Source organism: Eggerthella sp. 1_3_56FAA (assembly GCF_000185625.1).
Classification (GTDB): Bacteria; Actinomycetota; Coriobacteriia; order Coriobacteriales; family Eggerthellaceae; genus Eggerthella; species Eggerthella lenta.
On the sequence record NZ_GL622582.1, the window covers coordinates 262,852 to 279,925 of the forward strand.

Annotated in this window: 14 protein-coding genes; 2 read left to right on the forward strand and 12 right to left on the reverse strand. The window is 64.4% G+C overall.

Annotation, left to right across the window (positions count from 1 at the left end; genetic code table 11):
* Positions 1–25: 25 nt before the first annotated feature.
* From dltD to dltA, 4 genes are all read right to left on the reverse strand, one after another.
* A complete protein-coding gene (gene dltD, locus HMPREF1023_RS14475; RefSeq protein ID WP_231566088.1) occupies positions 26–1,291 on the reverse strand; it encodes a D-alanyl-lipoteichoic acid biosynthesis protein DltD in 1,266 nt (421 codons plus the stop codon).
* A gap of 64 nt (positions 1,292–1,355) precedes the next feature.
* Positions 1,356–1,610, reverse strand: a complete 255-nt coding sequence (dltC, locus tag HMPREF1023_RS14480) for a D-alanine--poly(phosphoribitol) ligase subunit DltC (RefSeq protein WP_009307189.1) — start codon at positions 1,608–1,610, stop codon at positions 1,356–1,358.
* Positions 1,603–2,775 (reverse strand): D-alanyl-lipoteichoic acid biosynthesis protein DltB, encoded by a 1,173-nt coding sequence (gene dltB, locus HMPREF1023_RS14485; protein WP_009307190.1) that lies wholly within the window; start codon positions 2,773–2,775, stop codon positions 1,603–1,605. Before dltB ends, dltC begins: the two co-directional genes overlap by 8 nt.
* A gap of 16 nt (positions 2,776–2,791) precedes the next feature.
* Positions 2,792–4,342: a D-alanine--poly(phosphoribitol) ligase subunit DltA gene (dltA, locus tag HMPREF1023_RS14490; protein ID WP_009307191.1), complete on the reverse strand. Its 1,551-nt coding sequence runs from the start codon at positions 4,340–4,342 to the stop codon at positions 2,792–2,794.
* Between the two features lie 192 nt (positions 4,343–4,534).
* On the opposite strand from dltA, the gene HMPREF1023_RS14495 reads away from it, so the two are divergent.
* Positions 4,535–5,050, forward strand: a complete 516-nt coding sequence (locus tag HMPREF1023_RS14495; RefSeq protein ID WP_009307192.1) for a DUF188 domain-containing protein — start codon at positions 4,535–4,537, stop codon at positions 5,048–5,050.
* Here HMPREF1023_RS14495 and HMPREF1023_RS14500 read toward each other — a convergent pair.
* From HMPREF1023_RS14500 to HMPREF1023_RS14520, 5 genes are read right to left on the reverse strand one after another with little or no spacing between them, the layout of a single operon-like run.
* Positions 5,040–5,936 (reverse strand): Fic family protein, encoded by an 897-nt coding sequence (locus HMPREF1023_RS14500; RefSeq protein ID WP_009307193.1) that lies wholly within the window; start codon positions 5,934–5,936, stop codon positions 5,040–5,042. The two genes, HMPREF1023_RS14495 and HMPREF1023_RS14500, sit on opposite strands and share 11 nt — an antisense overlap.
* 54 nt (positions 5,937–5,990) lie before the next feature.
* Positions 5,991–7,775 carry a hypothetical protein gene (locus HMPREF1023_RS14505; protein ID WP_009307194.1) on the reverse strand — a complete coding sequence of 595 codons (1,785 nt, stop codon included), beginning with the start codon at positions 7,773–7,775 and terminating at the stop codon, positions 5,991–5,993.
* Between the two features lie 14 nt (positions 7,776–7,789).
* A complete protein-coding gene (locus tag HMPREF1023_RS14510; RefSeq protein WP_009307195.1) occupies positions 7,790–8,116 on the reverse strand; it encodes a type II toxin-antitoxin system RelE/ParE family toxin in 327 nt (108 codons plus the stop codon).
* Positions 8,116–8,439 carry a hypothetical protein gene (locus HMPREF1023_RS14515; RefSeq protein ID WP_009307196.1) on the reverse strand — a complete coding sequence of 108 codons (324 nt, stop codon included), beginning with the start codon at positions 8,437–8,439 and terminating at the stop codon, positions 8,116–8,118. The genes HMPREF1023_RS14510 and HMPREF1023_RS14515 overlap by 1 nt, the downstream gene beginning before the upstream one ends.
* Positions 8,440–8,494: 55 nt before the next feature.
* Positions 8,495–9,850, reverse strand: a complete 1,356-nt coding sequence (locus tag HMPREF1023_RS14520) for a DUF2130 domain-containing protein (protein ID WP_009307197.1) — start codon at positions 9,848–9,850, stop codon at positions 8,495–8,497.
* 439 nt (positions 9,851–10,289) lie between these two features.
* Here HMPREF1023_RS14520 and gdhA point away from each other — a divergent pair, with 439 nt between their 5' ends.
* Positions 10,290–11,621, forward strand: coding sequence for an NADP-specific glutamate dehydrogenase (gene gdhA, locus HMPREF1023_RS14525; protein ID WP_009307198.1), 1,332 nt, complete (start codon positions 10,290–10,292; stop codon positions 11,619–11,621).
* 106 nt (positions 11,622–11,727) lie between these two features.
* Here gdhA and HMPREF1023_RS14530 read toward each other — a convergent pair whose 3' ends face one another.
* From HMPREF1023_RS14530 to HMPREF1023_RS14540, 3 genes are all read right to left on the reverse strand, one after another.
* On the reverse strand, positions 11,728–13,035 hold the full coding sequence (locus HMPREF1023_RS14530) for a GGDEF domain-containing protein (protein WP_009307199.1): 1,308 nt from the start codon (positions 13,033–13,035) through the stop codon (positions 11,728–11,730).
* Positions 13,032–14,591: a diguanylate cyclase gene (locus HMPREF1023_RS14535; RefSeq protein ID WP_009307200.1), complete on the reverse strand. Its 1,560-nt coding sequence runs from the start codon at positions 14,589–14,591 to the stop codon at positions 13,032–13,034. The genes HMPREF1023_RS14530 and HMPREF1023_RS14535 overlap by 4 nt, the downstream gene beginning before the upstream one ends.
* 261 nt (positions 14,592–14,852) lie before the next feature.
* The gene (locus HMPREF1023_RS14540) at positions 14,853–16,952 is read right to left on the reverse strand and encodes a sodium-translocating pyrophosphatase (RefSeq protein WP_009307201.1); all 2,100 of its coding nucleotides are present in this window, start codon (positions 16,950–16,952) and stop codon (positions 14,853–14,855) included.
* Between the last annotated feature and the right edge of the window lie 122 nt (positions 16,953–17,074).

A 17,074-nucleotide genomic window follows, 5' to 3' on the forward strand; every position in this document is an offset into this window, starting at 1 on the left:
GCAGCCAGCCTTCTCGCGCGCGCCATCACGATGCGCTCCCGCCCGAGCCGCCGTCCCCGGCGTTTCCGCCCACGCCGGCCAGCGAAGCGCCCGCGTTTCCCGCCGCGTCCAGTCCCTCGGCCGCACCGAACCGGCCGCCGCCGAGAAACGCGTCGTCGCGATCGTGGACGAAGTCGTAGAACGCCTGCTCTATGCGCACCCAACCGCGCCAGCCGGGATGCACCGTGTCGCACAGGAAGTACTTCTCGTATTCGCAGCTAGAGAAGTCGGCGTAGGCGGCCCCGGCGTCGTCGCACAGCCCGCGGATGCGCTCGTAGTACGCCTGGCGCTCGGCGTGTGCAACGCCCTCGCGGTCGTACCAGGCACCATGCACCGGAAGGATGGTCACGAGCGGCTCGAGCCCTGCCTCGCGGCACACGCGCAGGAAGCAGGCGAGATCGGCGTACTCTTCGTCAGCCTGCGAGAAGTTCTGCCCGCGCTCCACGTGATAGCCCGAGTTCTTCTGCCAGTACGCGTCGTATATGCCGAAGTCGTTCGTGGTGCAGGCGGCGTCGCCCGATGCATCCGCCTGCTTCAGCAGCGCGTTCCAATCCGGCTCGCCGGTGGACGTGCCCGCGGCGCGGACGGTGCTTTTGAGCGGCGCGCCCGCGATGATGCCCGGAAGCCGGCTGCGCGTGCGCAGGTCGTCGGCGAACGCCGTGGCCGCGTCGTTCGCTGCGTCCAGCACGGTGTCGCGGTTGGCGGCCGCCGTGGTCTTCGCGTCCACGCCCAGCGCCTCCACGCGCGAGCGCACGTAGGCCTTCGTCTCACCGGAGATGCTCGGGTTGTTCGCGAACCGGCGGTACAGCTCGTAGGAGAACTTCGAAGCGAACTTGCCCTGGTCGCCGTTCCCTTTGAAGAACCACTGGGGCGACACGACGATCATCACCTTCTTGTTCTTCGCTTCGCCGGCGTACGCGCCTGCGGCGATTGCCTGCCACAGGCTCTGGTCGTACGCCTCGCCCACGTAGGTCAGATCGACGCCCGTCACGTTCTCGCCGAACACCGCCTGCGGGCATTGCGCCACCTTGTCCTTCGAGATGAAGAACTCCGACGAGCCGAACGCAAGATGGCCGTCGTCGCTCATCGACGCCGTGGTGAAGGGCACGCTCTGCGACTTCGTGCCCGAGTACACGTAATCGTAGAGGCGTGCCGGATCGTAGGCGGTCTGTGCAGGCAGCATCGCGCAGACGCCCGCCAACCCGAGCGCGGCGGCCAACAGCCCCGCGAGCACGCCGCGCAGCAGACGCACGCCGGTTCGCGCCCGTTTGGACGCGGGCGCTGCCCCCGGTATGTTCGAGCGCTTCGCCATATCGCTACAGTCTGATCTCCACCTGGTGGATGATGAGGTTCACCGTGTTCATCTCGTCGCGCTCCACCTCCGTGGGGGCAATGTACACTCCGAAGACGTCCTCGATATCCACCAAAAGCTCGATGGCTCCCATGGAGTCCAGCAGCCCCAGCGCGAACAGGTCCTCGTCGCGGTTCGTGCGCACCTCGTCGTCGCCGCACACCTCTTCGAGGATGTCCAGCATCTTCTCCTCAAGCTCCTCGTACGTCATATCAGCCATTGAACGCTCCTTTCACGAGCATCGCGATCTGCCCCGAGAACAGCGCGAACCCGAACATCACCAACTGCAGCGTGACGAACCAGGACAGCGCCTTGAACGCGGGGGCCTTCCTATGGGACTTGTAGAACTTCGACTTCTTCTGAAACGCTTCGTTGCCGGCTAGCAGCAGGCCGTGAAACAGGCCGTACAGCAAGTAGTTGACCGTGAGGCCATGCCAAGCGCCCATAAGGGCCATGTCGAACACGAAGCCCCAGCATGCGACGGCCAGCCGGCTGTCGAACCAACGGCGCCTCAGCGCCAAGCGCGAGAACCGCATGAACACGAAGTCGCGCAGCCAGAACGACAGCGTGATGTTCCACCGGTTCCAGAAGTCCTTGATATCCACGGCCGCGAACGGCGCGCGGAAGTTGCGCGGCGTCCGGATTCCGAAACAGTAGCTGGCGCCCATGGCCATGAGGCTGTAGCCCGCGAAGTCGAAGAACAGGTACAGCCCGTACACGTACGCCGTTCGCACCTGCACGCCCAGCTCGGCGAGGAAAGGCCCCGTTCCCCAAGCTGTCGGCGCATAGAAGCGGTGCAGCCAGACGGCTATGACGAAGGTGTACACGAGCCCGACCAGAAGCAGCAGGATGCCCCGCGCCAAGAGGCCCGCGTACTCGTCGCACGAGCGCACCTTGCGCGCATCCTCGGCGAATCGGCGCGAACGGTCGATGGGGCCCGAGGTGAACACCGGAAAGAACAGCAGGAAGTACAGGTAGTCGAACAGGCCCAGCTCCTCGATGACGCCGTCGCGCACCTCGAACAGCACCTGCAGCGCCTTGAACGTGATGTAGGACACGCCCATGAAGCCCAGCAGGTTCTGGTCGAACACCGCGCCCGCCTTCGCCGAGAGGAGCGGCAACAGGATGAGCGCGAACGCGACGGCGAAGCGCCCGTTCGAGCGAGGGCTGGCCAACACCCAACGCGTCGAAAGCGTCGCCGTCGCCACGAACAACGCCGCCACGGCGAGACCCGGCAGATCCTTGCAGAACAAACACGCCAAGAACGCGGCCGATGCGACCATACCGTAGCGCGCGATCGGCTTCTCGCGCAATCCGAGGAAGGCGGCGCCCGCCACGGCCAGCGCCAAGAGCATGAAGAAGCTGGGGTCGGCGTAGAACGTCATCGATGATCGCCATGCCTCATGCCTCGGCCAGCGCCTTGCGGTCCACCTTGCCGTTGCAGGTCAGCGGCAGCTCGCCCACGAGCGCCACCGATCGCGGCACCATGTAGCCGGGCACGCGCTCGGCCAGCCGAGCCTTGATGAGACGAGCTATCTCGAAGTCGCTGCCTGCAGGACGCTCGCGCAGCACCACGCACGCCTTCAGGTACGCCACGCGCTCGCGGCGACGCACGGGCACGACCGCCGCCTGCTTCACGAGCGGCAGCGCGCCAAGGTTCTCCTCCACGTCCGCAAGCTCGATACGGAAGCCGTTCACCTTCACGAGCGAGTCGAAACGACCGTCGCAGTACAGCATGCCGCTTTCGTCGAGGTGGCCCGCGTCGCCCGTGCGGTAGGCACGCACGGGCGTGCCGTCGACAAGCGTCGCGTCGAAGAAGGCCGCCGCCGTCTTCTCGGGGTTGCGGAAGTAGCCTTTGGCCACCGTGTCGCCCACGATGACGATCTCGCCGATCCGCCCGGCCTCGCACGGGGCGCCCGTCTCGGGGTCGACGATGCGCAGCTCGGTGCCGGGGCGCGGACGGCCGACGGGGAGCGGGCGCTCGTCAACCAGCTCCGAATCGCCGATCTCGACGTAGGTGACCGCCACGGTCGACTCGGTGGGACCGTACGTGTTCGCGATGCGGGCACGAGGGAACCGCTCGCGCAGAGCCGCAGCCGTGGAGCGGCGCAGGGCCTCGCCGCAGAACAGGAACAGGCGCACGTCGGGCAGCAGGGCTTCGTCGAAGCTGCGGTCGGCCAGGCACAGGTCGGCGAACGACGGCGTGGACGTCCACACTTCCACGCCCGAATCGCGTAGGTCGGCGAATAGCGCGCGCAGATCTTCGGTCTCCTCGCGTTCGACGGCGTGCAGGCAGCCGCCGGTGGCGAGCGCGCCCACCACCTCGTACTCGGACAGGTCGAACGAGTACGGCGGTTGGTCCAGGAATACGCGCCCGCCCTCGCGGATCACGGGAAACGTGCAAACCCAGTCCATGAAGCGCGCAACGTTGTCCGCGCCGACCTCGATGCCCTTCGGGCGACCCGTGGAACCGGACGTGAAGATGAGGTACTGCGTCTCGTCGCCCGTCACCCAGCTCGCGCGATCGGGGACGACGAAGGGGCTGCCCGCTGCGGCGACGGCCGCGCGCGCATCGAGCACGTCTGACTCGGGCAGCGCGCACGCCAGGGCATCGGGCATGTCCTCGGTAACCACCACGAGCGTCTCCCCGAGCTGGGACAGGATGTCCGCGAGACGCGTAAGGGGCATCTCCGTGTCTACGGGGACGAACGCATGCCCGCTTTTAAGGCAGCCGAGAAACCCTGCGATCATACATGCGGATTTGTGGCCGAGCACCACCGCCGGCTGTCGCTTCTCCGTGCGGGCCGCCAAGGCGGCGGCAATGCGATCGGAGGCCTCCCATAGCTCGGCGTACGTGGTCGTCAGGCCGTTCGGCGCCTTGTGGGCAGGCGCTTGCGGATGTTCGCGCACCTGCTGCTCGACTGCGCGTAAAAACTCGTTCTCGCTCCTCATGCTGATCCTCCCGCAGCTTCCACTATCAAACGGAAAGAATCTAAGACGCATTTCTCAATAAAATGTCTACGGGGCCCGCCGATCACCGTCTGCGCACATTTCGGACACCGTTCCGACGCATTGAAGCGCACGATCGCGCCTCGTTCAGGCTGCCGTACCGTATACTGGAATCTTCCGAAAGAAAGCGAGCCCATGAGACCGACGATCTACATCGACGCCGACGCCTGCCCGGTCACGTCCGAAACCCTGGCCGTCGCGCGCAAGAACGCGTTGCCCGCGGTCGTTGCGGGCAACGCGACGCAGAACCTTGCGCGGCACATCAGGCGCGGAGATCCGCGCGAGCCCCGCGACGGGTTCTGGGTGGACACGCTGCCCGTGGGCATCGGCGCCGACGCGGCCGACTTCGCCATCGTGCAGGAGCTGGAACCCGGAGACATCGTGGTGACGCAGGACATCGGGCTGGCCGCCATGGCGCTGGGACGGCACGCCCGGGCCATCGGCGTGCGCGGGCGCGTGTACACGCTGGCCACCATCGACCTCGACATGCACATCCGCCACGAGGAGAAGAAAGTGCGCCGCCAGGGCGGGCGGACGAAGGGTCCCGCCGCCTTCGAAGACGATGATCGCGAGCGCTTCGCCGCGAACCTCCAGCGCCTCGTAGAGGAGACGCTGCGCGACGGGAAACGGGAGGGCTTCCCTACAAGCTGATCGCTTGCGACGGATCGACGTTGCGCAAAAACGAGGGATCGTCGAACAGCGCCTTGCACGCAAGATCGCGCGAGCGCAGCTCGTGTTCGGCTTCGTTCAGCAGGTTGTCGAGGAACCGCACGACGAACCGAAGGTCGGGCAGGACGCCCGCTTTCGCGTTGCGGTAGTTCGCGCGCACGAGCGCATCGCGAAAGTACCGAGCATGCCGCTCGAACGGCTCGTTGTCCACATCGAAGCCCAGATCGTGCAGGTAGAGCACCGCGAACACCGCCGTCGTCCGCGTATTGCCCTCGACGAAAGGATGAACCTGCCACAACCTTGCGATAAAGCGGCCGAGATGTTCGAGCTGAGCTTCGTCGAACTCGATGCCGTAGACGTGCGACCGCTCCTCGTCGAACAGAAATGCCAGCGAGCGCTCGATCAACGAGGGATCGGCGTACACCACGCTGTCGCCGTTCAGCACGAACTCGCGCTTTTGCAGCGCTTCAGTCTTATACTCGCCGGGTCGATACGTCGCCGCATCGAGATCCTGGAACAACGCGCCATGGATCACGGCGAGCATATCGGGTACCAGCGCGAACGCGCCCGAAGCCAGCAGCTCGACGATGCGCTGGCTCACGAGGTCGGCTTCGCGCTCCCCCGCAGCCTCGTCGCGCCCATCCGCCTTCTGTCGCGCGTGGTAGGCGCGAATCATGCTGCCCGTCTCGTCCAGCCCGCGCACGCCGCTCACGTGTTCTCGGGCGAGCTCGCGCAGATACGGAGAAGGCTTCAGCCCGTCGACCTCCTGCAAGCCCATCGCAACGCGCCAATAGCCCTCGCGCACAGCGGGGTCGCGAAGCTCGGGCTTCGCCTCGTACGGAAAATCTTCTGGACAATCGGCGGTCAACGAAGCCTCCTTCGCAACTGTTCGGGGCGGGATCACGTTCGCCATTGTAGCGCATTACGAGGCGGGCATGTTCTCCCAGTAGTCGGATGACGTGTCGTCGTTGCCCACGATCACCTTCGCGCGCAGCACGCCCTCGGCCGGCAGGTCAGAGAAGCCGACGATCACGCCGTCCATCCCCCACTGCAGGCCCTTCATGCCGTACAGGCGGCGCTCGACGAATGCGGTGGACACGCGCAGCTCCGTGCCGTTCTCGATGAAGCCGCCCCCGTCGTCCACGCGAAACGAGAACCCGTTCTCCTCGACGGCCGACGTCACCGTGCCCGACACCGTATAGCCGCAGTCGTACGACGCGAGGATGTCGTCGAGCGTTTCTTCCTCGACGCGCCCCTGCTGCTCGGGCACCAGATCGCGCGCCGGACCGAACACCTTCTGCGCAACGATGGCGTCGTCGGTATGAGCCTCAGTGGAGCGGATCTGCACGCTATCGCCCACCGCCAGCTCGTCGAACGGTACGTCGAAGTGCTCGGTAGACGCGCAATCGACCGACACCTGCGTTCCCGTCGCGATATCCTCGGTGGATTGCGTTATCGCCAGCACGAGCACGAGCGCCTCGTGGTCGATGGAGACGATGTTGCCCGTATTGTGGTACGAGTAGCCCGATCGTACGGGAGGAAGGGGCTGCCCCTCGTCCGATGTCGACGAGAGGCGTGCGTTCGACAGCATCCTCATGAACAAGGGGCCTTCGGACGTCGCGTATTCCACGCGCGGCGTATCGAACCATTCAGGCGTGACCACTTCGATGGCGCCGCCGCCAAGGTACGTTTCTTCGGGAGGTTCCAGCCGAAACGTGGACGATAGCATGGTCGGCAGCAGCGCGATCGCGCAAAGCGCGGCATACCCCGCCAAGCGATAATCCTTGCCGGGTCCTCTCAGCGTTTTCGCCAAGACGAACGGGATCGCGACGAAACACGTGACCAGCACGCAAGCGGTCGGGATGTCGTAAACGATGTTGCGCAGCTCCAAACCCTGAGCCGCCGCCTGCTTCTGGCAAACGAAGAAGAATGCGAGCGCGCACACGCTGACGCCCACCGATCCGACGAGCACCGCGATGCACGCCGCACGCAGGTTCGCGCGCGGCGCGGGACGCCGGGACTCGGAAACGGGCGGTGCATGTCTCGGCCGGGGCGCAGACTGCTCCTCTACCGCACGGTAGCGCCCGACCAGTGCGCACGCCAGCCGCTGGAACACCGCCGCCGTGGCAAGCACGGACGCGACGAAGACGAGGCCTTGCACCATGAAGCCGATCAGCGAATGAGCCGAATCAAGGACGCCGCTTGCAGCGAGCGCCCATGCCGCCAGGACGAACGCAAGCTCGCCGAGGACCCGTTTGAACGAGCGCCGCGCCCACCGCTCGTTGCTGCCGAGCGCCCAGGATATCGGCAAAACGAGGGCAAGCCCGCTGTACAGCATGAAGATCGCATGATCCCATACCCATGAAAGAGGATTGGAATAGAGGCCGAACAAGCTCGGCGACTGCAGGCAGCTGCCGACCATCTGCACAACAAGCACGGTGACGAACACCGTGAGCGCCTCGGCAGCTACCGCGCCGGCCGAACCGCGCGAAGGCTTGAACGACGCCCACAGCATGAGCGTCGCCCCCATGACCGACGCGTTGACGTACACGGGAAACAGCGTGTCGTCCGCGGGCCACGGCACCAGCGACATCATCGCCGAAACCAGCACGGCGACGAGCGCGCCCGCCAGCGCGTACCCGAGCCGCGCGAGCACCTCCCCCGTCCCCGCGCCCGTGCGCTCCTTCGTCGTGAAATCGTCCCGCATAGCGCCCACCCCGTCTACAATCCGTGCGACTCCCGCCGTTTCTGGGCTTCGCGGTATACCGCATCATCGGAGCGAACCCCAATCACGACGATGCGCATGGCATGCTCGATGCGCTCAAGCTTGTACACGATCCGGATGCCATCCGACTTCAATTTCACTTTCATCAGGCCGCTCAACTGGGACAAGCGCTTGTTCCCAAGAGGGTTTCCGTATCCCCCTTCGGATGAGGGAAGAGGATTCGACTGCACTTTGGCGATCGCCTTCACCACGCGTATACGCTGGGATCCGTCCAATGCGCGAAGATCCTCCCGAGCTTCGGGAAGGAACGACAGCTCCCACATCACGCCAGCTCCACGTCTTCGATGGCGTCAACATCCTCAAGCGCGATGCCCAGCTCGGCGTACACCTCTTCCGCAGGGACGGATCCTGCATCCTGATTCGCCGTCAACCGCGCCATCGCTTCGGCCATAAGCACCATGTCGGCCTCGACCTCCGAGAGATAGGCGTACTCGTCCGGCGTCGTGATAACGCGATACGGTGCATTGTTCTTCAACACGATGACGGGCGTGGAATTAGACGCCGACGAGAAGGCCTGCGCGGCCTTGCCCCGGCTGAACGCCGAAACAGGCACCATGTTGTCTAGCAGCTCAGCGGGTGTCGCCATGAAAACCTCCTTATATCGTGAAAATATACTAGCATATTTTCACGATATAGACGAATTACGGCCGCGCGTCATCCTTCTCCTCGGCCAGCGCCTCGAAGGCCGCTTTCATGGTGGGGTTGTTCCTGGTCAAGCGCTTGATGGTAAGATCTTGGGCCTTGTTGTTCGCCAGGCGCAGGTTGTTCTCGGACGACACGAGGGCGTCCTTGGTCTTCTGCAGGTGCAGGATGGTCTTGTCGATCTCGTCGATGGCCGTCTGGAACTTGCGGCTGGCCAGATCGTAGTTGCGCGCGAAGCCGCTTTTGAACGTCTCCATCTGCTCCTCGAAGTTCGTGATGTCGATGTTCTGGTTGCGCACCACCGCCAGCTCCGCCTTGTACGCCATCGAGTTCAACGCCGCGTTGCGCAGGATGGAGATCATCGGCAGGAAGAACTGCGGGCGAATGGCGTACATCTTCTCGAAGCGGTACGACACGTCCACGATGCCCTGGTTGTACAGCTCGCTTTCCGGCTCGAGCAACGTGACCAGCACCGCGTACTCGCACCCCTTCTTCCTGCGGTCGGCGTCGAGCTTCTTGAAAAAGTCCTCGTTCTTGTGACGATGCGACGAATCATCGGACTCGTTCTTCATCTCGAACATGATGGAGACGATCTCGTTGCCCTCCTCGTCGCATTCGCGGAAGATGAAGTCGCCCTTCGAGCCCTCGGACGCGTCGTTGTCCTTCTCGAAGTACGCGCGCGGAAACGCGGCGGCGCGGATCTTGTTGAACTCGGTCTCGCAGTGCTGCTCCAGCGACTCGCCCACCATCTTGGTGGACAGGCGCGCCTTCATGTCCTTGTAGCGCTCGATCTCGCCTTCCTTGTAGGCGATGATGTCGTCTTTTGCCTTGAGCTCGATGGCCAGCTGCTCTTTGAGGGCGCTCGTCGCTTGGCTTTTCTCAGCGTCCTTGAGCGCCACCTGCGCGGCCAGCGCGTCGCGCTCGCGCTCCAGCGCCGAACGCGCCTGCTCCACCGCCAGCTTCTTCTCCGCCTCGAAGGCGCGACCTTGCGCCTCCACGCGCTGCTCCAGCTCGGCGATGCGCGCGTCCTTCGTCGCCACCGCATCGGCCAGCGCGCGCTCGCGCTCGGCGTGGGCCAGGCGCTGCTGGTTCTCGCGCTCACGCTGCTCCGCCTGCAGCCGCGCCTCCAGCTCGGCGATGCGCGCCTCCTTCTGAGCCGCGTCGCCCTGCGCTTTCGCAAGAGCCTCGGCCACGGCCAACTGCACGGCTTGCTGCTTCTCGGAGGTCAGCAGCTGCTCGTGGCGGCGCACCTCCTTGTCGAACTCGGCGTCGCGCACCTGCTTCAAAATGGCCGCGAAACCGGCTTCGTCGATGGTGAACATCTCGCCGCAATGAGGGCACTTGATCTCGTTCATGCTCGCTCCTTCTCCCGTATCCCCCGATTCTACCCCATCGCCGCGCAACGCCAGCCCTCCTTTCGGGACAGCCGAAGCGATACCCGGTTATTTCCACGCCCGGGCACGAAACCAGAGGAACCCGCTGCGCAAACGGATCGTCGTATTTCGGCAGGAATCGACGCGATTCCGTCGCCTAAACCGCCTCAAAGGCAATCCGCGAACGAAGAAGCGTAGATAAACCCGTATAACGCCAGGTCGGAAGTTCGACTCTGCTAACAGATCCCGGAAGTGCCCGATGCCTCGACGGAATCGCGTCGATTGCTGCCAGGATTCCGCGCCGCCTTCCCCTTCATTCGGCATGCTGTTTTGTTTCGAATCGTTTAAATAAGCGCAACCATCGCAATTCGGTCTTTATAATGAGCCTAGTATGAATACACGTGAATGGAGGTCCGCCAAGATGAGTTACGTCGATAACGTCATCGAGCAGGTCAAGGAAAAGAACCCGAACGAGCCGGAGTTCATCCAGGCCGTCACCGAGGTGCTCACATCCCTGAAGCCGGTCATCGAGTCCAACCCCGCCTACGAGAAGGCCGGACTGCTCGAGCGCATCGTCGAGCCGGAGCGCGTGGTCATGTTCCGCGTGCCCTGGGTGGACGACGCGGGCAACGTGCACGTCAACCGCGGCTACCGCGTGCAGTTCAACAGCTGCCTCGGGCCCTACAAGGGCGGCCTGCGCCTGCATCCGTCGGTGAACCTCGGCATCATCAAGTTCCTGGGCTTCGAGCAGATCTTCAAGAACAGCCTGACCACGCTGCCCATGGGCGGCGGCAAGGGCGGCTGCGACTTCGACCCCAAGGGCAAGTCCGACATGGAGATCATGCGCTTCTGCCAGAGCTTCATGACCGAGCTGTTCCGCCACATCGGCGCCGACACCGACGTGCCGGCCGGCGACATCGGCACGGGCGCGCGCGAGGTGGGCTTCATGTTCGGCCAGTACAAGCGCATCAAGAACGTGTGGGAAGGCGTGCTCACGGGCAAGGGCCTGTCCTACGGCGGCTCGCTGGCCCGCACCGAGGCCACCGGCTACGGCCTGATCTACTTCGTGCAGGAGTACCTCAACTGCCACGACGACAGCTTCGAAGGCAAGACCGTCGCCGTTTCCGGCTCGGGCAACGTGGCCATCTACGCCACGCAGAAGGCCCAGCAGCTGGGCGCGAAGGTGGTCACCATGTCGGACTCCACCGGCTGGATCCACGACCCGGCGGGCATCGACCTCGACCTCGTGAAGCAGATCAAGGAAGTGGAGCGCGGCCGCATCTCCGAGTACGCCGCGCGCAAGGAGGGCGTCGAGTACCACGAGGGCCGCGGCGTGTGGAGCGTGCCCGTGGACATCGCCCTGCCCTGCGCCACGCAGAACGAGCTTTTGCTGGAGGACGCGAAGCAGCTCGTGGCCAACGGCTGCAAGATCGTGGCCGAGGGCGCGAACATGCCCACGACGATGGACGCCACCGACTACCTCATGGAAAACGGCGTGGTGTTCTGCCCCGGCAAGGCGGCGAACGCAGGCGGCGTGGCCACCTCCGGCCTGGAGATGTCCCAGAACTCCGAGCGCCTGTCCTGGACGTTCGAGGAAGTGGACAGCAAGCTGCAGGGCATCATGAAGAACATCTACCATGCAGCCGACGACGCTGCCAAGGAGTACGGCCACGAGGGCAACTACGTCATGGGCGCCAACATCGCGGGCTTCAAGAAGCTCGCCGACGCCATGATGGCCCAGGGCATCGTGTAGTCGCGGCAGCCCGGAAAGCATCGCGCGCGGAAACGGGTCTCGTCCTCAGGACGGGGCCCGTTCTTTTTGCCATGCAATGCGCAGGACGAACTCGGCCGTCGCCCGCTTACCGACCGGGCCGATCACGCTCCAGCAGCGACACCGTACGTTCGACGAGCGCGACGGGATCGTCGCCGTCCTCCGGGAAGCGCACGGCGGCCGAGCGAACCGCGCAGAACGTCTTCCTGCCGTCGATGCGCACCTTCCACAGCAACGCCAGCTCGAGAGCGCGCATGAGATCGACGAGCGAACCACGATCGACGTAATCGCGGATGACGATCGCGAAGCAGCCCGCGCTCACGCGCGCAGCCACGTGTTGAACCTGGATCACCTCGTCGATCTCGCCTTTCACGCTTTCCAGATACGAACGGCGAGCCTCCGGTCCCAACGACAGCGCCGCATGCTCGAAACCGTCCACCATAAGACAGACGATCGTCAACGGAACGGCCTCATCACGGCAGGCGGAGCGTTCGAGCTCGTCGACGAACGCGCGATAGGCGAGCAACCCCGTCTCGTCGTCGCGACGCACGGCTTCGGCATGAAACCGACGCGCACGTCGAAGGGCGAGCAAGGCGAAGGCCAGTCCGAAGATCAGCGCCTCGACCACGATCACGCCCACGGCCAGGAAGATGGACCATTCCCGGGGAATCCAACCCTGCTCGGGCATAATGGACAGCGTCCATTGCGTGGGCATGTTGAACGTCGACTTCGCCGCATGGGAGAAATCGTGCGAGCCACCCGAAGCGGCGATCACGTCCTTGCTGCCATCCTGAGGGCTGACCGACCATAGCTCGTACAGATACCCCGCTTCCTCAAGGGAGGCGAAGTCGAGCTGTTCAAGCACGTAAGACTCCTTGACGCCCACCACCGCCTCGCCGTAGTACGAACCACCCACGTTCACCGGTCTGACGAACAGGAAGACGTTCTCGCCGCTCGACAGCTCGACCGAACTCTCCACCACGAAGCCGTCGGTCCACTTGGCCAGCGTGTACACGTACGAGAACGAGGTGAGATCGTCGCCGACGGTATCCCCGAACTCCTCCTCGGGATAGGCGTAGGCCATCGTGTCGCCGCGCACGTAGGCGACGTAGGACACTTCCTCGCGCTCGAGCAGCTCGCCCGCCACGCGAGGGAACCAGGCCTCGTCGTCCGGATCGACCTCGAAGGCGGCCGCGAGGTCGTCGACCGGGCTCACTTCGTCGTAGAGTTTCGTAACCATGGCCTGCTGGAAATAGTTCAGCAGATTCAGGGCGTCGCGCTGGCGCATAGCGCCCATCTCTCTATAGACGAAGGCGCCCAAGGAGCCTACCAGCGCAACGACGATCAACGCGAACCCGGCGAAGCCGATCACGGTCGCCACATTGCGGCGTCTCACTGCGCATCCTCTTCGCCGAACACGAAATACCCTTCCTTGCCATGCTGCTTGACGCGATACAGAGCGTTGTCGGCCTGCCCCAAAAGCGCATCGGCGTCGGAAACCCGGTCCCACACGGCCGCGCCGATGCTGCAATGCACCGAGACCACCGCGTCGCCCACCTGGATGTCCACATGAAGGTCGCCCACCATCTCGTCGAGCACGGCGCGCAGCTCGCCTTCGTCGTCGATGTCGGTCATGAGCATCACGAACTCGTCGCCGCCGTAACGTCCCACCATGCCGTCGTAGCGCCGCTCGTAGCCGCGCAGGGCGTAGCCGATGGATTTCAAAGCCGCGTCGCCGGTCGCATGGCCATACGTGTCGTTGATCGTCTTGAAGTCGTCGAGGTCGATGAAGCAGAGGGCGTACAGGGATCCGCCGTCCCGCGCGTTCTCGAGCGCACTCGCCAGCTTGCTGGAGAACACCGAGCGCGTGACGGTGCCGGTCAGCCCGTCGGACAGGCCCGACGAGGTGAGCTCGAGGATGTCGGCGATGTCGGCTTCAGCCGATCGCCCATCGTCGTACACTTTCCTCTGCAGCTCCTCGACGGACTTCTCAAGCATGCGGGCGTTTTCCATTTGACACATGAAATCGCGGCGAAGCAACAGGAACACGCCCGCGACGATCGCCAAACCGGCGGCGATCAGCGGAGCGAGCGCGGCCATGACCTTGGTGTACGCGTCCCAGAAGCTCGTCACGCATACGGCGTCCCATGCGGTATCGGCGATAGGAACGGCCGTGTAGTATCGTACATCCAATCCGTCTACGGTCCAGAAGGACACCGGGTTGAGCGCCATCAGCTCCCGCTCCACGACATCGGCGGTCATACCGAACGCGATGCTGCTGCGAAGCGGGTCGAGGAACATGTCGTCGTACACGAAACCCGACGTGGCCGACATCGTCTGGCCCCGGCTTCCGATGAGCACCGATCCCACATCGGGGCCGACGGCGCTCTCGGCGAGGATGCGCACCATATCGTCGAAGTACAGCGAGACGAACAGCGATCCCGTCATCTCGCCGCCGTCGAAGAGGGGCACGAGCACGACGTAGTTGAGCGTCACGCCGTCGGCGCCGGCCGCGAAGCTGTCGGTGACCAAGCCCTGACCCGTGGAATAGCATTTCTGCATGAAATCGCGGCTGGCGAGGCTCGCCGAACCTGTCACGTCCCACACGTTCATCTCGTCATCGACGTAGCATAGCAGGAAGTAGCCGAAATGCTCGTTCACCTGGTCGAGCATCGTCACTTTGTCCATGACCCAGACGGAGCGTTCGTACAGCGTCGGCTGCTCGGCCAACGATTCCAGCAGCTTGAAAGACTCCGCGACGCTCGACTCGATGCGCGCCTTGGCGTTCGTCAGCGATACGTCGGCCCGATCGCGCATATCCCGCACGGCCAGAACCGCGCCCATCACAGCGGATGCGATAAGCAGCGCCAACGCGAGCGCGACTCCGTACAAGGCCATGCGCCGGAACGAGAACCGCGTTGTTCTCAGGTTTTTGCCTGTTGTTTTCGCCATTACGTCGTCTTTCTCATGCGCGCCGATGGTGGCATCATAACATACGCCCTCTTCTTCGAGGCATGAGCGAAGATCGGAATGCCCGCTCCGCCGGGATTATTCGAAAGCGCATCGTCCAAGCGAGACCGTCCGCATTCGGAAATCTCGGCCGGTTCGCGCCGAGGAAGCCCATCTGGCTGCATCCCAAATCGGCACACAACGCACGGAGGCCCCGGCGATCGCCGGGGCCTCCGAATCATGCGCATCGTGCAAGCGAAGCTCTTAGAACATCCCCTGGAGCATGATAAACAACGGGGCGAACGTCAAAGAGACGATGGTCATGAGGTTGATGAGGATGTTCATGGACGGGCCGGAGGTATCCTTGAACGGATCGCCCACGGTATCGCCCACGACAGCCGCCTTGTGGGCCTCGGAGCCCTTGCCGCCATGATGACCCTGCTCGATGTACTTCTTCGCGTTGTCCCACGCGCCGCCGGCGTTGGACATGAAGATGGCCATGAGCATGCCGGTGGCGACGGCGCCCGCAAGGAAGCCGCCCAGCATGGCAGGATTGAAGCAGCCGATGGCGACCGGCACCACGATGGCGAGGCAGCCCGGAAGCATCATCTCGCGCAGGGCGGAAGAGGTGGAGATGGCCACGCACTTGTCGTACTCGGGCTCGGCCTTGTACTCCATGATGCCCTTGATCTCGCGGAACTGGCGGCGCACTTCCTCGACCATGGCATGGGCCGCACGGGACACGGCGCCCATGGTGAGTGCCGCGAACATGAACGGCATCATGGCGCCGATGAAGATGCCGGCCACGATCAGCGGGTCGGTAAGCGTCAGCGCGAAGTCGGGGATGGAATGGTGCATCGTGGCCTGGTAGGACACGAACAGCGAGATGGCCGACAGGCCCGCGGACGCGATGGCGAAGCCCTTCGCGATGGCGGCCGTCGTGTTGCCCACGGCGTCGAGGGCGTCGGTGCGGTCGCGCACCTCTTCGGGCAGGCCCGCCATCTCGGCGATGCCGCCCGCGTTGTCGGCAACGGGGCCGTACGCGTCCACGCCGATGGTGATGGCGGTGTTGGAGAGCATGCCGGTGGCGGCCAGGCCGACGCCGAACAGGCCCACGGCGATGCCGCCGTCGGCAGCGGCGTTCGGGAACGCCATGTTGCCGAAGGTGTACGCGCCGATGATGGCGAGCGCCACCAGCACGATGGGAGCGATGGTGGACAGCATGCCCGTGCCGATGCCCTCGATGATGACCGTGGCGGCGCCGGTGTCGGCGGCGTCGGCGATCTTATGCACCGGCTTGTACTTGTCGGAGCAGAAGTACTCGGTGATCTTGCCGATGGCAAGGCCGGCGACGAGGCCGCACAGCACCGAGCCGAACAGCCACAGCGGCTGAGCCTCGACCGACTGGGAGTTCCAGATGAAGAACAGGCAGAAGATCACGACGATCTCGATGCCGGCGGCCACGTACGTGCCGCGGTTGAGGGCCTTGTGCAGCGCGGCGCCTTCCTTGGCGCGCACGGCGAACAGGCCGATGATGGACGTGAGGATGCCGCAGCCCGCGATGATGACGGGGGTGACCAGCGCCCACACCAGGTCGCCCGTGGCGAAGTAGCCACCCAGCGCGCCGAACGTGGCCGCGAGGATGGTGGGAGCCAGGATGGCACCGGTGTAGGACTCGAACAGGTCGGCGCCCATGCCCGCGACGTCGCCCACGTTGTCGCCCACGTTGTCGGCGATGGTGGCCGGGTTGCGCGGGTCGTCCTCCGGAATGCCCGCTTCGACCTTGCCCACGAGGTCGGCTCCCACGTCGGCCGCCTTCGTGTAGATGCCGCCGCCCACACGGGCGAACAGAGCCACAGCCGAAGCACCGGTGGCGAAGCCCTCCACCATGCCGATGTTCTCATGCATCTGCGCGACTTCGACGATGTCGATGCCGAACACCAGCAAGAGCAGCCACAGCGACAGGCCCAGCAGCGCGAACGAAGCAACGCACAGGCCCATGGTCAGGCCGGACTTGAAGCTGACGTTCAGAGCCTTGGCAACCGACTGCTCGGCGGCATGCGCCGTGCGCGTGTTGGCGCGCGTGGCGACGTGCATGCCGGCGTAGCCCGCGGCAGCCGACATCACGCCGCCCGTGGCGAACGCGAGCGCCGTGATGGGCGACAGGGCGACCGCCATGATGATGCCGACGACCACCATGAAGATGACGAGCAGCTTGTACTCGCTCATGAGGAACGCCTTGGCGCCCTGCTGGATCTTGATGGAGATGCTGTTCATCTTGTCCGGACCCGGATCCTGCTTCAGAACCCAGGAACCGAGGTAGGCCGCCATGCAAATGCCGATCAGGGCACACACGGGAGCCATCCATGCGACTGCAGTAGTCACGTGTCTCCTCCTTTTTCCGTTCCAATACAATAGTGCGACCTTTTCGCCGGGCATTCTAAGCGGGAAAGTCGCACGCAACTGCACTATTGTATGATATTTGC